We start from the raw sequence: 15,569 nt of genomic DNA on the forward strand, positions 1-15,569 counted from the left end.
TCCTGGTACACGGTACGGGTGGTCACGGCGTCGCCTTGCGGGCCGTGGCGAAGCGGGGACGGTTGTTCAGGTCCGGGTGGTCGGCCGCGTCGGCCCAGCCGGCCTCCTCGTTGAAGATCCACGGGACCTGGCCGCCCTGGGTGTCGGCGTGCTCGATGACGACGAGCCCGCCGGGCCGCAGCAGGCGGTGCGCGGTGCGCTCGATCCCGCGGATGGTGTCGAGGCCGTCCTCGCCGGAGAAGAGGGCCATCTCCGGGTCGTGGTCGCGGGCCTCGGGGGCGACGTACTCCCACTCGGTGAGCGGGATGTACGGCGGATTGGAGATGACCAGGTCGACCTGGCCGTCGAGCTCGGGGAGGGCGCTCAGGGCGTCGCCCTGGTGGACGGTGACCCTGGACCCCTCGGCGTTCTTCCGCGTCCACACCAGCGCGTCGTCGGAGAGCTCCACGGCGTGCACGCGCGAGCGCGGCACCTCCTGGGCCATGGCCAGGGCGATGGCCCCGGAGCCCGTGCACAGGTCCACGATGAGCGGCTCGACGACGTCCATGGCGCGTACGGCGTCTATGGCCCACCCGACGACCGACTCGGTCTCCGGGCGCGGCACGAAGACACCGGGCCCGACCTGGAGCTCCAGATAGCGGAAGAAGGCACGTCCGGTGATGTGCTGGAGCGGTTCACGCGCCTCGCGCCGGGCGATGGTCTCCCAGTAGCGCGCGTCGAAGTCCGCGTCCTTGACGGTGTGCAGCTCCCCGCGCCTGACGCCGTGCACGAACGCGGCGAGCTCCTCCGCGTCGTTGCGCGGCGAGGGCACGCCGGCGTCGGCCAGCCGCTGGGTGGCCTGGGCCACTTCCGCGAGCAGCAGGTTCACGCTGGTCCTCCGTACGGGGAATGTGGCTTACGCGGCGGCGAGCTTCGCCGCGGAGTCGGCGTCGACGCAGGCCTGGATGACGGGGTCGAGCTCTCCGTCGAGCACCTGGTCCAAGTTGTACGCCTTGAAGCCGACGCGGTGGTCCGAGATGCGGTTTTCCGGGAAGTTGTACGTACGGATCTTCTCGGAGCGGTCGACCGTACGAACCTGGCTGCGACGGGCGTCGGCGGCCTTCGACTCGGCCTCCTCCTGGGCCGCGGCGAGCAGCCTGGACCGGAGGATACGCATGGCCTGCTCCTTGTTCTGGAGCTGGCTCTTCTCGTTCTGGCAGGAGGCGACGATGCCGGTCGGCAGGTGGGTGATGCGGACCGCGGAGTCGGTGGTGTTGACGGACTGGCCGCCGGGGCCCGACGAGCGGTAGACGTCGATGCGCAGGTCGTTGGCGTGGACCTCGACCTCGATCTCCTCGGCCTCGGGCGTCACGAGGACACCTGCGGCGGAGGTGTGGATCCGGCCCTGCGACTCGGTGGCGGGCACGCGCTGCACGCGGTGCACCCCGCCCTCGTACTTCAGCCGCGCCCAGACGCCCTGGCCGGGCTCGGTGGCGCCCTGGCCGCCCTTGGTCTTCACCGCGACCTGGACGTCCTTGTAGCCGCCCAGCTCGGACTCGGTGGAGTCGATGATCTCAGTCTTCCAGCCGACGCGCTCGGCGTACCGCAGGTACATGCGCAGCAGGTCGCCGGCGAACAGGGCGGACTCGTCGCCGCCGGCGCCCGCCTTGATCTCCAGGATGACGTCCTTGTCGTCGCTGGGGTCGCGCGGGACCAGGAGCAGCCGGAGCTTGTCCGTCAGCTCCTCGCGCTGCTTCTCCAGCTCCTTGACCTCGGCGGCGAAGTCGGGGTCGTCGTGGGCCAGCTCGCGGGCCGTCTCGATGTCGTCCCCGCTCTGCTTCCACGAGCGGAACGTGGCCACGATCGGCGTCAGCTCGGCGTACCGCTTGTTGAGCTTGCGCGCGTTCGCCTGATCGGCGTGGACCGAAGGGTCGGCGAGCTTCTTCTCGAGGTCGGCGTGTTCGCCGACCAGTTCCTCGACCGCCTCGAACATCGGGGGCTCCTGGTTTCGTACGGCAAGTGGGGCTGCGGGGAGACGGCAAACGCCGGTCCCGGCCACCCCCGGTCGGGGCGGCCGAAGACCGGCGCAGTGGCTCGCTACTTCTTGGCGGAGCCGGCAGCCTTGCCGAAGCGGGCCTCGAAGCGGGCCACACGACCGCCGGTGTCGAGGATCTTCTGCTTGCCCGTGTAGAACGGGTGGCACTCGGAGCAGACCTCGGCACGGATGGTGCCGCCGTCGATCGTGCTACGGGTGGTGAACGACGCACCGCAGGTGCAGCTGACCTGGGTCTCGACGTACTCGGGGTGGATGTCGCGCTTCAAGGTGTCTCCTAGTTTCGGGAGGGCGCCGGGTCGCACGCGCGGGATGCGGGTGCGTGAACCGGGGCCGACGTACCAGTCTGCCAGGACCGGCCGCATCTCCCAAAACCGGGGGGTGGCCGGATCTATTCCACCGGGTTCCGGCTACTTCACGACGCCGTCGGCGGAGCCGGTGGCGGTGTCCTTGGTGGCGCTCGCCGGGATGGGCCGGTCGGCCTTGAGGGCCGCCCAGACCTGCTGGGACTGGGCCTGGAGGGGGACGACCCGGTTCGGGTCGCGTTCGTCGTAGGTGACCGGCAGCGTGATCATGTGGACGTCTTCGGCGCCGAGGCCCTTGAGGCCGCTCGCGAAGCTCATCAGCTCGTTGACGGAGTCCAGCTCGGAGTCGGGCCTGATGGCCTTGGTGGCCGTGTCGGCGAGGTCGAGGAGCTTCTTCGGGCTGGTGAAGACGCCGACGCTCTTGACCTGGTTGATGAAGGCCTTCATGAAGGCCTGCTGGAGCTGGATCCGGCCGAGGTCGCTGCCGTCGCCGACGCTCTTGCGGGTGCGGACGAGGCCGAGGGACTGCTCGCCGTCGAGGGTGTGCGGGCCGGGTTCGAGGTCGAGGTGGCTCTTGTCGTCCTTGATCGGCTTGGTGGTGGTGATCTTCACCCCGCCGAGCTCGTCGATCAGCTTCTTGAAGCCGGTGAAGTCGACCTCGATGTAGTGGTCCATACGGATGCCGGAGATCGACTCGACGGTCTTGACGGCGCAGGCGGGGCCGCCGACCTCGTACGCCGTGTTGAACATGGCGCGGCGCTCGCCGGTGACCTGCTTGCCCTGGTCGTCGGTGCACTGCGGGCGGTCGACGAGGGTGTCGCGCGGGACGGAGACGACGCTGGCCTTCTTGTGGCCCTCGTAGACGTGGACGATCATGGCGGTGTCGGAGCGGGCGCCGCCCTCGTCCTTGCCGTAGGCGCCGTTGTCGCCGGAGCGGGAGTCGGAGCCGAGGACGAGGATGTCCATAGAGCCGTTGTCGACGTCGATCGGACGGTTGTCGCCGAGCTGGGCGTTGATGTCGACGCCCTTGATGTTGCCGTTGAGCGAGAAGTAGACGTAACCGAGTCCCCCTCCGCCGACGACCACGGCCGCGGCGGCGGTCCAGACGGCGACGGTGACCACCTTGCGGGTCTTCGTGGGCGGCTTGCGCCGGCGTCCGGCTCCGCGTATTCGGCCGCTCGTGCTCTGCTCGGTCATCGGCTTCCTCGGGTCAGCGGCTCAGGTCATCGGTTCACCTTGTGTGACGGCAAGGCGCCCGAAAGGGTTGCACAGGGACCTGTGGGGTTTCGGCGAGCACGATGTGTGGAAACACTGCGCCCACCGTGCGGGGCACGGTGGGCGCGGTGGTCTTTACACAGGTCACGGACGGGTTACGACGGCGGGGCCGACGTGGCGTCCGTGTGGTGAAGGTCTCGTCGGAGAAAGCCGGTTACGCGGCTCAGCCGAAGAGGTTGAAGGACGTGAAGCCAGTGCCCATCTTCACCTTGGCGGCGGTGGCGAACGGCGTGGTGGCGTTGCCGGTGCCCTTGTAGGCCCACATCGTCCCGGCCGAGTCACGCACCAGGAAGTCGGCCTTGTTGTCGCCGGTCAGGTCGCCGGTGGTGACGAAGGCGTTGAAGTTCCACCCCGTACCGACCAGGACACGACCGGAGATGGCAGCGGTCGGGTGACCGGTGCCCTTGTACATCCACAGCCGGTTGGCCGTGTCGCGGGTGATGATGTCGGGCTTGCCGTCACCGCTGTAGTCACCCTTGCCGTACACGGCGTACGAGCTCCAGCCGACGCCGATCTTGATCTTGGTGGCGAAGGAACCGTTGCCACGGCCGCCCCACATCCACAGGTTCCCGGAGGAGTCCTTGGCGATGAGGTCGGGCTTGCCGTCCTGGTTGAGGTCACCGGGGATGGTGATGTCCTTGAAGGAACCCCAGCCGGTGCCGACCCGGGTCGAGTGCCACTCGTACCCGACGAGCTCGCCCATCCACTCGGCGCGGCTCCAGTACAGGTCGCCGTTGGAGGTGCGGTAGACCAGGTCCGCGTTGGCGTCGCTGTTGAGGTCCGCCTGACGGACCACGTTGACGTTGTTCCAGACACCGAGGGACTCGGCCAGACCGAGCGAGGTGCCACGCGAGTAGTAGAAGTGGCCGTTGGCCGTCGTCGTCTTGCGCGCGAAGACGTCGGCCTTGTTGTCGTCCGACCGGTTGGCGTCGTCCACCACGGAGGCGACCTGCGGCGTGAACGTGCTGACCTTCGTGAACACGCTCAGCGCGCCGGCGCCGACGCAGTCACGGATGCCCCAGGAGACGATGCCGACGACCCGGCCGCCGACGACGAGCGGACCGCCCGAGTCGCCGTTGCACGCCGAGACGGTGCCCTCGTCGGACCCCGTGGCCGGCTCGCCCGCGCAGAACATCTGGCCGGCGACGAACTGGTCCTTCGCGCCCTCCCAGCCGGGGCAGGACGTGTCGGGCTTGATCTTGAGGTTCGCCTGCTTCAGCGTCTGCGAGCCCGCCGAGCCGGGCGCACCGCTGGTGCGGCCCCAGCCGTACACGGTGCCGACGGTGTCCGGCTTGTACGACGCCGTGTCGGTCGACGCGGCGATCGGCAGCGTCTTGAAGAGCATCGGGCGGTCCAGGGTGAGGACCGCGACGTCGCCCTTGAGCGTGGAGTCGTTGTAGGCCGGGTTGATCCAGGCCCGCTTCGGCACGGCGAGCGTGCCGCCGTGGAACTGCCAGTCGCCGTTCGCGTCCTCGCTGGCCCGCTGGGTGGCACCGGCGACGACGGCACCGGAGGTGCCCCAGTCCGCGCCGTAGACGCAGTGGGCGGCGGTGAGCACCTTCGCCGGGGCGATGAGCGTGCCCCCGCAGAAGAAGCCCTCGCCGGTCGCCTTGTCGACGCCGTACAGCTGCACCATCCACGGGGCCGTGCCCGTGGGGGTGTCGACACCGCCGATGACCTTCGGGTCGGCGCCGTCCGGCGACGTGGAGGACTCAGGGGCCTTGGGGGCCTCGGAGGTGCTCCCGTCCTGCTTGGTGTCCTTCGGCAGGGCGTTGAGGGCGGCCTCGGCGCGCTTCCTCAGCTCGGCCTTCGACGCCACCTTGGGCGCCTGGAGTTCGACGCCGGGCCGCGGGGTCTCCGCGGCCTGTGCCGGTACGGCCGTCATGACCGCGCCGCCGAGCGCGAGCGCGGCGACAGCCGCGGGGAGAGCCGTCCTGGCTCTCCGATGAGCAAGTGTCACGCAGTTCTCCTATCGAAGGTGTCGTAATTCGAAGGAGAGAGAAGAGATCCCACACGGGGAGGGCCGCCCGGCGACTTCAGGGCATGGCTCCGCCAACTTAGTGGGCGTATTCGGAAATACGTTCCCCCCCACTTACGACACGGTGATCGTACAACGCACAACCGCCCCCGTCACCGGAGTGACGGGGGCGGTTGGCGCTACGACCTGAGACGGCGTCAGTCGTTGTTCGACGACGGCGTGGTCTTCTGGATCTGCAGCAGGAACTCACCGTTCGACTTGGTCGACTTGAGCTTGTCGAGCAGCAGCTCGATCGCCTGCTGCTGGTCGAGCGCGTGCAGCACGCGACGCAGCTTCCAGGTGACCGCCAGCTCGTCGCTGCCGAGCAGGATCTCTTCCTTACGCGTACCGGACGCGTCGACGTCCACCGCCGGGAAGATGCGCTTGTCGGCGAGCTTCCGGTCGAGCTTGAGCTCCATGTTGCCGGTGCCCTTGAACTCCTCGAAGATCACCTCGTCCATACGCGAGCCGGTGTCGACCAGCGCGGTGGCCAGGATGGTCAGCGAGCCGCCGTCCTCGATGTTGCGCGCCGCACCGAAGAAGCGCTTCGGCGGGTAGAGCGCGGTCGAGTCGACACCACCGGACAGGATGCGGCCGGAGGCCGGCGCCGCGAGGTTGTACGCGCGGCCCAGGCGGGTGATCGAGTCGAGCAGGACGACCACGTCGTGACCCAGCTCCACGAGTCGCTTGGCGCGCTCGATGGCCAGCTCGGCGACGGTGGTGTGGTCCTCGGCCGGGCGGTCGAAGGTCGAGGAGATGACCTCGCCCTTGACCGACCGCTGCATGTCGGTGACCTCTTCCGGACGCTCGTCGACCAGGACGACCATCAGGTGGCACTCGGGGTTGTTGTGGGTGATCGCGTTGGCGATCGCCTGCATGATCATGGTCTTACCGGTCTTCGGCGGGGCCACGATCAGGCCTCGCTGGCCCTTACCGATCGGCGACACGAGGTCGATGATGCGGGTGGTCACCACACCCGGGTCGGTCTCCAGACGGAGCCGGTCCTGCGGGTAGAGCGGGGTCAGCTTGTTGAACTCGGGGCGGCCACGGCCCGATTCGGCGGCCATGCCGTTGGCCGAGTCCAGCCGGACCAGCGCGTTGAACTTCTCGCGGCGCTCGCCTTCCTTCGGCTGACGCACGGCGCCGGTGACGTGGTCACCCTTGCGCAGGCCGTTCTTGCGGACCTGGGCGAGGGAGACGTACACGTCGTTCGGGCCGGGCAGGTAGCCGGAGGTCCGGATGAACGCGTAGTTGTCGAGGATGTCGAGGATGCCCGCGACGGGGATCAGCACGTCGTCCTCGTTGACCTGCGGCTCCGCGCCGAAGTCGTCACGGCCCCGACGGCCACGGCGGTCGCGGTAGCGGCCGCGACGGCCACGACGGCCGCCCTCGTCGTCGAAGTCGTCCTGCGGGCCGCCCTGGGGGGCCTGCTGGCCGCCCTGGCGCTGCTGGCGCTGGCCGCCCTGGCCACCGCCGCCCTGCTGGTCGTCGCCCTTGCCGCGGTCACGGCGGTCGCGCTGACGCTCACGGCGGTCGCCGCGCTCGCCCCGCTCACCGCGGTCGCGGCGGCCCCGGCCCTCGGCGCCGTCGACGGCGGCCTCGGCCTTGGCCTCGGGCTGCGCGTCGATCCGCGCCTCGGTCTTCGGCTCCGCCTTGGCCTCGGCCTTGGTCTCGGCCTCCGGGCTGCCGGCCGGCGCGGTGGCACGGCGGCGACGACGCTCGCCCACGGGCTGGTCGTCGCTGGCCGGCTGGCCCGGGATGTCGATCTGCTGCTGGGCGACGGCCTTCTCGGCCTTCTCGGCCTTGGGCGCGGCCGCGGCGGCGGTGTCCTCGCCCGTACGGGCCTTGGAGGTGGCGCGGCGCTTCGGCTTGGTCTCGGCGGCTTCGGCGGCCGGGCCGGCGCTCTTGGCGGCGCCGCCGGAGGCCTGCGCCTCCTTGATGACCTCGATCAGCTGGCTCTTGCGCATCCGCGCGGTGCCCCTGATGCCGAGGCCGGACGCGACCTGCTGCAGCTCGGCCAGGACCATGCCCTCGAGGCCGGTGCCGGAGCGGCGGCGCCGTGCGGTGGTGCCAGTGGCAGCACCTGCGGCGGGCGCGGCGTTGTCGACGTTGGTGTCGGCAGTCACGCCCATCAGATCGGTGGTGTCGCTCACGAAGGGTCCTTCCCTGGAGCGGACGTCGGCCATCTGGCTCGGCGACCGGTTGTGCTGTCCGACTACGGCTCTTGGCTTGTGAGCCGGTCGGGGCGGTGGTCCCGCCGGGTACGGCGGAGAGAAAAGTGTGCTGTGGGTCCGGCCCGAGGCCCCCTGCGCTCGGCCCGCTCCTGGGGAAAGCGAGGGGTGTCGTGCCGGTTCCGGAGCGTGCTCGAAACTGCTCAGGCAGGCTGCTCAGGCAGTTTGGGGAGGCTCCCGGAAGAATGGCGGTCCCTGAAGGGGACACTCAGCACCGCGCCACAACGACGTCGAGTGCAGACTTGAGGTTAACACTACCGGCTCCATCAAACATTCCCCCTCTCCATCACCGGCAATCTCGTGTCACTGCGCGTTACGGAGCGAGCGGCAGAACACTCGCGCCGGAACCGTCGAGCGCCAGGCGGTTGGCCGCCCAGCCCTCGCCCGCCAGTCGCGCGACCTTGTCGGCCGCACCGTCCTCGACCAGCGCGAGCACCGTCGGGCCCGCACCGGAGATGACCGCGGGGACACCGTCCGCGCGCAGTCGGTTCACCAGGTCGAGGCTCTGCGGCATCGCGGGGCCCCGGTACTCCTGGTGCAGCCGGTCCTCGGTGGCCGCGAGCAGCAGTTCGGGGCGCCTGGTCATCGCCTCGACGAGCAGGGCCGCGCGGCCCGCGTTCACGGCCGCGTCGACGTGCGGAACAGTGCGCGGCAGCAGGCCGCGGGCGGTCTCGGTGAGCACCGGCTTTCCGGGGACGAAAACCACCGGAACGATGGAATGGGCGGGTTCCATCCTGATCGCCTTGGCCGCGCCGCTCTCGGTCCAGGCGAGGGTGAAGCCGCCGAGCAGACAGGCGGCGACGTTGTCGGGGTGGCCCTCGATCTCGGTGGCGAGCTCGAGCAGGGCCGCGTCGTCGAGCTTGGCGTCGCCACCTATCGTCACCGCGCGGGCGGCGACGATGCCGGCGCAGATGGCGGCCGACGAGGAGCCGAGGCCGCGGCCGTGCGGGATGCGGTTGGCGCAGACGACCTCGAGGCCGCGCGGCTGCCCGCCGAGCAGGTCGAACGCGGTGCGCAGGGAGCGTACGAGCAGGTGCTTCTCGTCGCGCGGGAGCGTCTCGGCACCCTCGCCGGCGATGTCGATGTGCAGCCCGGAGTCGGCGACCCGGACGACGACGTCGTCGTACAGCCCCAACGACAGGCCGAGGGCGTCGAAACCCGGGCCGAGGTTGGCGCTGGTGGCGGGAACGCGCACCCGTACGGCGGCGGCGCGGAACGCTGGACCGGCCATCGCTCGATGACTCTCCTTGGCTTTGACTACGGGTTTTCTGAGGAAGTACGAAGACCCGAGGGCCGTGCCGACCACATCTGGCGACAACGGCGGCAACACCGCGGCATATGCGGCGGGGCGGGTTAAGTACAGCCTATCGAAGGAAGGTTCTGTGGCGACATAGGGCGCACAGGAGGCGCACGATGCGTGTCGCGAGCCATCCTGTGCACCTATGTACGTTCCTGTGCGAGTTTCGGCGCGGGGCCTCGCACGGGGCCCGACCTCAAATGAGGCCGGGACCTAGACCAGACCGAGCCGCTCGGCGGCGGTGGCGGCGTCGACCGGCACGGTAACCGGCTGGGGGGCGCCGGCGACGGCCCAGTCGGGGTCCTTGAGGCCGTTGCCGGTGACGGTGCAGACGATCTTCTGGCCGGGGTCGACCTTCCCCTCGGCGGCGGCCTTGAGCAGACCGGCCACCGACGCGGCGGAGGCGGGCTCCACGAAGACGCCCTCCTGCGCGGCCAACAGGCGGTACGCGGCCAGGATCTGGCGGTCCGTCACCTCGTCGATGAAGCCGCCCGACTCGTCCCGCGCGGCGAGCGCGTACTCCCAGGAGGCGGGGTTGCCGATCCGGATCGCGGTGGCGATGGTCGAGGGGTCCTTGACCACCTCGCCGCGCACGATCGGAGCGGAACCGGAGGCCTGGAAGCCCCACATGCGCGGGGTGTGCGTGGACATGGCGTCCGCCGCGTACTCGCGGTAGCCCTTCCAGTACGCCGTGATGTTGCCGGCGTTGCCGACGGGCAGGACGTGGATGTCGGGCGCGTCGCCGAGGGCGTCGACGATCTCGAACGCGGCGGTCTTCTGGCCCTCGATGCGGACCGGGTTGACCGAATTGACCAGCGCCACCGGGTAGTTCTCGGAGAGCGCGCGGGCCAGCGTCAGGCAGTCGTCGAAATTGCCGTCGACCTGGAGGATCTTGGCTCCGTGGACCAGCGCCTGGCCCATCTTGCCGAGCGCGATCTTGCCCTGCGGCACCAGGACGGCGCAGACCATGCCGGCCCGTACGGCGTAGGCGGCGGCCGACGCCGAGGTGTTGCCGGTGGAGGCACAGATGACGGCCTGCGCGCCTTCCTCCTTGGCCCTGGTGATGGCCATGGTCATGCCGCGGTCCTTGAAGGAGCCGGTGGGGTTGGCCCCCTCCACCTTGAGATGCACCTCGCAGCCCGTGCGCTCGGAGAGGACCTGAGCGGGGACGAGCGGAGTGCCACCCTCACGGAGCGTGACGACCGGCGTCGTGTCCGTGACCGGAAGGCGGTCCCGGTACTCCTCGATGATGCCGCGCCACTGGTGGGTGCCCTTGCTGGTCATGGGTCCTTACTCCCCTTCAACACGCATGATGCTGGCGACACCGCGCACGGTGTCGAGCTTGCGCAGCGCCTCGACGGTCCCGGAGAGGGCGGCGTCGGGCGCGCGGTGGGTGACGACGACGAGCGATGCCTCGCCGTCCTTGCCCTGCTGGCGCACCGTATCGATGGATACGCCGTGCTCGGCGAAGACCGTCGCGACCTGGGCGAGGACGCCCGGCTTGTCGGCCACGTCGAGACTGATGTGGTACCGCGTCACCACGTCGCCCATGGGGCTCACGGGCAGCTGGGTGTACGCGGACTCACCGGGGCCGGTGGCCTCGTTGAGCTTGTTGCGGCACACGGCGACCAGGTCGCCGAGTACGGCCGACGCGGTCGGCGAGCCGCCGGCGCCGGGGCCGTAGAACATGAGCTGCCCGGCGGCCTCGGCCTCGACGAAGACCGCGTTGTAGGCCTCGCGGACGGAGGCGAGCGGGTGGCTCAGCGGGATCATCGCGGGGTGCACGCGCGCGGTGACGGACTCGCCGTCGGCGGCGCGCTCGCAGATGGCGAGCAGCTTGATGGTGCAGCCCATGCGCTTGGCGGAGGCGAAGTCGGCGGAGGTGACCTCGGTCATGCCCTCGCGGTAGACGTCGTCGAGCCGTACGCGCGTGTGGAAGGCGATCCCGGCGAGGATGGCGGCCTTGGCGGCGGCGTCGAAGCCCTCGACGTCGGCGGTGGGGTCGGCCTCGGCGTACCCGAGGGCGGTGGCCTCGTCCAGCGCCTCGGAGTAGCCGGCGCCCGAGGTGTCCATCGCGTCGAGGATGAAGTTGGTCGTGCCGTTGACGATGCCCATCACGCGGTTGATCTTGTCGCCGGCGAGGGACTCGCGCAGCGGGCGGATCAGCGGGATGGCACCGGCGACGGCGGCCTCGAAGTAGAGGTCCCGGCCGTGCTCCTCGGCGGCGGCGTAGAGCGTGGCGCCGTCCTCGGCGAGGAGGGCCTTGTTGGCCGAGACGACGGAGGCGCCGTGCTCGAAGGCGGTGGTGATCAGCGTACGGGCCGGCTCGATGCCGCCGATGACCTCGACGACGACGTCGATGTCCCCGCGTTTGACCAGAGCCGTCGCGTCGGTGGTGATCAGCTCCGCGGGGATGCCCTCACGCACCTTGGACGGGCGGCGGACGGCGACGCCGGCGAGCTCCACCGGGGCGCCGATGCGCGCGGCGAGGTCGTCGGCGTGCGTCGTCATGATGCGCGCCACCTCTGAGCCGACCACTCCACAGCCCAGCAGCGCCACCTTCAGCGGACGCGTACGCATCATCCGACCTCACTTCTCGTACTTCTACGGTATGGACCAGTCTCACTCACCGGACGGCGGTTTCTATCCTCCGTCCGGATCCTGAGACATCTATTTCATCAGCCGACATCGAGACGCAGGAGATCTTCCTCCGTCTCGCGCCGGACGATCACGCGCGCCTCGCCGTCCTTGACCGCGACGACGGGCGGGCGAAGGGCGTGGTTGTAGTTGCTCGCCATGGAGCGGCAGTAGGCGCCGGTGGCGGGTACGGCGATCAGGTCGCCGGGGGCCAGGTCGGCCGGGAGGAACGCGTCCTTGACCACGATGTCGCCGCTCTCGCAGTGCTTGCCGACGACCCGGGAGAGCATGGGCGCTGCGTCCGAGGTGCGCGAGACGAGGGTGACGGTGTACTCGGCGTCGTAGAGCGCGGTGCGGATGTTGTCCGACATGCCGCCGTCGACGCTTACGTACGTCCGCAGCCCCTCCAGCGGCTTGACCGTGCCGACCTCGTAGAGGGTGAAGGCGGTGGGGCCGACGATGGCACGGCCCGGCTCGACGGAGATCCGGGGCGTACGGAGGCCGGCGGCCTCGCATTCGCGGGTGACGATCTCGAAGAGCGCCTTGGCGATCTCGTGCGGCTCGCGGGGGTCGTCGTCGGAGGTGTACGCGATGCCGAGGCCGCCGCCGAGGTCGATCTCGGGCAGCTCGACGCCGTGCTCGTCGCGGATCTGCTTGAGCAGTCCGACGACCCGGTGGGCGGCCACCTCGAAGCCGGAGGTGTCGAAGATCTGGGACCCGATGTGGGAGTGGATGCCGATGAGCTCGAGACCGTCGAGCTTGAGGGCCCGGCGCACCGCCTCGGCGGCCTGCCCGCCGGCCAGCGCGATGCCGAACTTCTGGTCCTCGTGGGCGGTGGCGATGAACTCGTGGGTGTGCGCCTCGACGCCGACCGTGATCCGGATCTGGACACGCTGGCGCGTGCCGAGGGACTGGGCGATGTGGGCGACGCGGACGATCTCCTGGAAGGAGTCGAGGACGATACGCCCGACGCCGGCCTCGACGGCCCGCCGGATCTCCTGCTCGGACTTGTTGTTGCCGTGGAAGGCGATGCGGTCGGCGGGCATGCCGGCGTCGAGGGCGGTGGTGAGCTCACCACCGGAGCAGACGTCGAGGTTGAGCCCCTCCTCCTTGAGCCAGCGGACGACGGCCCGGGAGAGGAACGCCTTCCCTGCGTAGAAGACGTCGGCGTCCTTGCCGAAGGCGTCGGCCCAGGCGCGGCAGCGGGCGCGGAAGTCGGCCTCGTCGAGGAAGTAGGCGGGGGTGCCGAACTCCTCGGCGAGGGCGCCGACCGGGATCCCGCCGACGGTGACCTGTCCGTCCTCGGCCCGGCCGACGGTCTGCGACCACACCTTGGGGTCGAGGAAGTTGAGGTCCGCGGGCGGCGCCGAGTAGTGCCCCTCGGGCAGGACGTCTGCGTGGCGGGGCCCGGCGGGGTGTGCGGAACGGCTCATGTCGTCGCTCTTTCAGATCTGTTCGGGTGCGCTGATGCCGAGCAGGGCGAGGCCGCCGGCGAGCACCGTCCCGGCGGCTTCGGCGAGCGCGAGCCGGGCGCGGTGGGCGGCCGAGGGTTTCTCGTCACCAAGCGGCAGCACGGTGTGCTGGAACGCGAGCAGGGCATCGGCGGTGACTTCGAGGTGCCGGGCGACCCGGTCGGGGGCGCGAAGGCGGGCGGCCGATTCGAGAACAACGGGGTGGTCGCCGAGGGCGGCGGTGAGGGCGGGGGCGCCGGCGGGGTGGTCGGCGAGCGCGGCGGGCGAGGCGGGGGCGCCGGCGGGGTGGTCGGCGAGCGCGGCGGGCGGGGCGGGGGCGCCGGCGGGGTGGTCGGCGAGCGCGGCGGTGGGTGCGCCGAGGGCCTGGGCAGGGTCGCTGCCGAAGCCGAGCTGGGCGGCGCCGCGCAGGAGGGCGCGGCTGCGGGCGTAGGCGTACCGGACGCGGAAGAGGGGGTTGGCCTCGGTCTGGAGGAGCAGGGTGTCGTCGAGCTGCGGCCGGTCCTGGGCGGCGGCCCGCAGGAGCGCCCAGCGGGTGGCGGCGGCCCCGAAGCGGCGCAGCAGTACGTCGGCGGTGTCCCCGGCGGGCCGGGCGCGGAGCTCGGTGAGCTCGACGGGGGGCCGCCCCTGGGCCCCGACGGTGACGCCGAGGCGGGCCCAGTCGGGGTCGACGTCGTCGCAGCTGGTCCGTACGGAGGCGCCCTGGGCAAGGAGCAGCCGGCGTACGGCGTCGGCGACGACGGCGGCCCGCACTTCAGGGCGGTGGTGGTACTGGAGGACCTGGCCGGCCATCGAGCCGCCGTGCCCGTACGCGGTCCCGGCGGCGAGCACACGGCGTACGAGCCCGGTGTCCCCGGCGGCGTCGAGGGTGAGGTTCAGGAACCCGGGCCCGGTGATCTCGACGGTACGGATGCCGGGGGTGTCGCGTAGCCGTTCGAGCAGGATCTCGGCGACCTGCCGGGGCGGGAGCTGGGCGTCGCGGGCCAGGCGCAGGGCGGCGTTGGTGGCGTAGTCACCCCGCCCGCCGGGCCGTGGCCGCTCGACGACCACCCGCTCGGGCAGCGCCACCCGCAGCGCACCCTCGTCGACCGCACGGCGCACGGCGCGCAGCACGGTGAGGGAGAGGTCCGCGGGGGTCACGGGACAAGCGTATGGGAGGAGGGGGGGCTGTATGCGAACCGGTTTCGCGATGCGGGCAGGGTGGGGGCCAGGCCGTCGGCGTGGCGGCTGGCGCGGGAACGGGGGCCGCGATGTGGCCGGCGTGGCGGCCGGCCTGGGAAGTGGCGCACGAGCGGCGCCGCGATGGCGTCGGCTCGGGGGGCCGGCCGAGGGACCGGCAGAGCACCGGCTACGCGATGCCGTCGGCTCGGGGCTGGCACGAGCGGCGGACGAGCGGGCGCCGCTCTGCCGTCGCCGCGGGGGGACACGCATCGGTGTCGCCATGCCGACGGTCGGGGACCAATCCAGGGACCGGCAGGACGAACCGGCTCCGCCGCACCCTCAGCCCCGCGTCCTTCCCGCCCGCCCGGCCCCGTGCCTGCCGTCGAGCGACGGCGGCTCTTCACGTTCCTCTCCCCCGCCGCGCGGCCGCATCAGCTGCCGTACGACGCGGACGAGCTCGGCGGGCTCGAAGGGCTTGGCGAGGAAGGTGTCGACCCCGGCGGCGATTCCGGTCTCGACCTCGTACTCCGTGCAGGCGCTGATGATCGCGACGGGCACGTGACTCGTGAGTGGATCGGACCGCAGCTGCGCGGCGGTCCGGAGCCCGTCGAGCCGGGGCATGACGACGTCGAGCGTGACGACATCGGGGCGGACCTGGCGCACGACGTCCAGACACTCGACACCATCGGCCGCGGTCACGACCTCGAAGCCCTCCAGCTCGAGATTGACCCTGATCAACTGCCGGATGACCCTGTTGTCGTCGACAACGAGCACCCGCCCGGACACGCCTGACACCCCTCGAGAGTAGGTCGGCGGCAGGGGCTGCGTCCGGGTTTTGCCCACTTCCACCCCGTGCGGGGGACGCACCTGCGCCCGCCCGGCCGAAATACCTGTTCACAGCCACGGGCCGGGAGCTGGTAGGGTTCTACCCGTCGCCGCCGAACGCGGCGGACGCCCCCGTAGCTCAGGGGATAGAGCAACGGCCTCCGGAGCCGTGTGCGCAGGTTCGAATCCTGCCGGGGGCACAGAAGCCGGAACAGCGTGATCATTCCGCTGGCCTGCCGAAGTGCCAGACATCGAGAGCCGGACCCAGTCCCACTGGGTCCGGCTCTTTGTCGTTGCGTGTGACCGATCGCATGAGTACG

12 protein-coding genes and 1 tRNA gene are annotated in these 15,569 nt (G+C 70.9%); 1 reads left to right on the forward strand and 12 read right to left on the reverse strand.

Features of this window, described 5'->3' with window-relative positions; translation table 11 throughout:
- Nucleotides 1-22: 22 nt before the first annotated feature.
- The 12 genes from prmC to ACZ7LT_RS21460 all read right to left on the reverse strand — a co-directional run bounded on the left by prmC (nucleotide 23) and on the right by ACZ7LT_RS21460 (nucleotide 15,267).
- A complete protein-coding gene (prmC, locus tag ACZ7LT_RS21405; protein WP_471237653.1) occupies nucleotides 23-868 on the reverse strand; it encodes a peptide chain release factor N(5)-glutamine methyltransferase in 846 nt (281 codons plus the stop codon).
- 27 nt (nucleotides 869-895) lie between these two features.
- A complete protein-coding gene (prfA, locus tag ACZ7LT_RS21410) occupies nucleotides 896-1,972 on the reverse strand; it encodes a peptide chain release factor 1 (protein ID WP_019889494.1) in 1,077 nt (358 codons plus the stop codon).
- A 104-nt stretch (nucleotides 1,973-2,076) separates the two neighbouring features.
- Nucleotides 2,077-2,301, reverse strand: coding sequence for a 50S ribosomal protein L31 (rpmE, locus tag ACZ7LT_RS21415; protein WP_258784768.1), 225 nt, complete (start codon nucleotides 2,299-2,301; stop codon nucleotides 2,077-2,079).
- Between the two features lie 141 nt (nucleotides 2,302-2,442).
- Entirely contained in the window at nucleotides 2,443-3,534 is a 1,092-nt protein-coding gene (locus ACZ7LT_RS21420; protein WP_471237654.1) for an LCP family protein, read from the reverse strand.
- A gap of 241 nt (nucleotides 3,535-3,775) precedes the next feature.
- Nucleotides 3,776-5,572: a trypsin-like serine protease gene (locus tag ACZ7LT_RS21425; protein ID WP_471237655.1), complete on the reverse strand. Its 1,797-nt coding sequence runs from the start codon at nucleotides 5,570-5,572 to the stop codon at nucleotides 3,776-3,778.
- Nucleotides 5,573-5,787: 215 nt separating this feature from the next.
- The gene (gene rho / locus ACZ7LT_RS21430) at nucleotides 5,788-7,782 is read right to left on the reverse strand and encodes a transcription termination factor Rho (protein WP_471237656.1); all 1,995 of its coding nucleotides are present in this window, start codon (nucleotides 7,780-7,782) and stop codon (nucleotides 5,788-5,790) included.
- 391 nt (nucleotides 7,783-8,173) lie between these two features.
- Nucleotides 8,174-9,091 (reverse strand): homoserine kinase, encoded by a 918-nt coding sequence (gene thrB, locus ACZ7LT_RS21435; protein WP_471237657.1) that lies wholly within the window; start codon nucleotides 9,089-9,091, stop codon nucleotides 8,174-8,176.
- A 279-nt stretch (nucleotides 9,092-9,370) separates the two neighbouring features.
- Entirely contained in the window at nucleotides 9,371-10,441 is a 1,071-nt protein-coding gene (thrC, locus tag ACZ7LT_RS21440) for a threonine synthase (protein ID WP_471237658.1), read from the reverse strand.
- A gap of 6 nt (nucleotides 10,442-10,447) precedes the next feature.
- Nucleotides 10,448-11,740 (reverse strand): homoserine dehydrogenase, encoded by a 1,293-nt coding sequence (locus ACZ7LT_RS21445; RefSeq protein ID WP_019889487.1) that lies wholly within the window; start codon nucleotides 11,738-11,740, stop codon nucleotides 10,448-10,450.
- Nucleotides 11,741-11,835: 95 nt separating this feature from the next.
- Nucleotides 11,836-13,227 carry a diaminopimelate decarboxylase gene (gene lysA / locus ACZ7LT_RS21450; protein WP_471237659.1) on the reverse strand — a complete coding sequence of 464 codons (1,392 nt, stop codon included), beginning with the start codon at nucleotides 13,225-13,227 and terminating at the stop codon, nucleotides 11,836-11,838.
- Between the two features lie 12 nt (nucleotides 13,228-13,239).
- Complete coding sequence (gene nrtL, locus ACZ7LT_RS21455) at nucleotides 13,240-14,403, reverse strand: ArgS-related anticodon-binding protein NrtL (protein ID WP_471237660.1); 1,164 nt, start codon at nucleotides 14,401-14,403, stop codon at nucleotides 13,240-13,242.
- Nucleotides 14,404-14,763: 360 nt separating this feature from the next.
- Nucleotides 14,764-15,267: a response regulator gene (locus tag ACZ7LT_RS21460; RefSeq protein WP_471237661.1), complete on the reverse strand. Its 504-nt coding sequence runs from the start codon at nucleotides 15,265-15,267 to the stop codon at nucleotides 14,764-14,766.
- Nucleotides 15,268-15,377: 110 nt separating this feature from the next.
- Here ACZ7LT_RS21460 and ACZ7LT_RS21465 point away from each other — a divergent pair.
- Nucleotides 15,378-15,449 (forward strand) — tRNA-Arg (locus ACZ7LT_RS21465).
- Nucleotides 15,450-15,569: the final 120 nt, after the last annotated feature.

Source organism: Streptomyces sp. NPDC039465 (assembly GCF_055639315.1).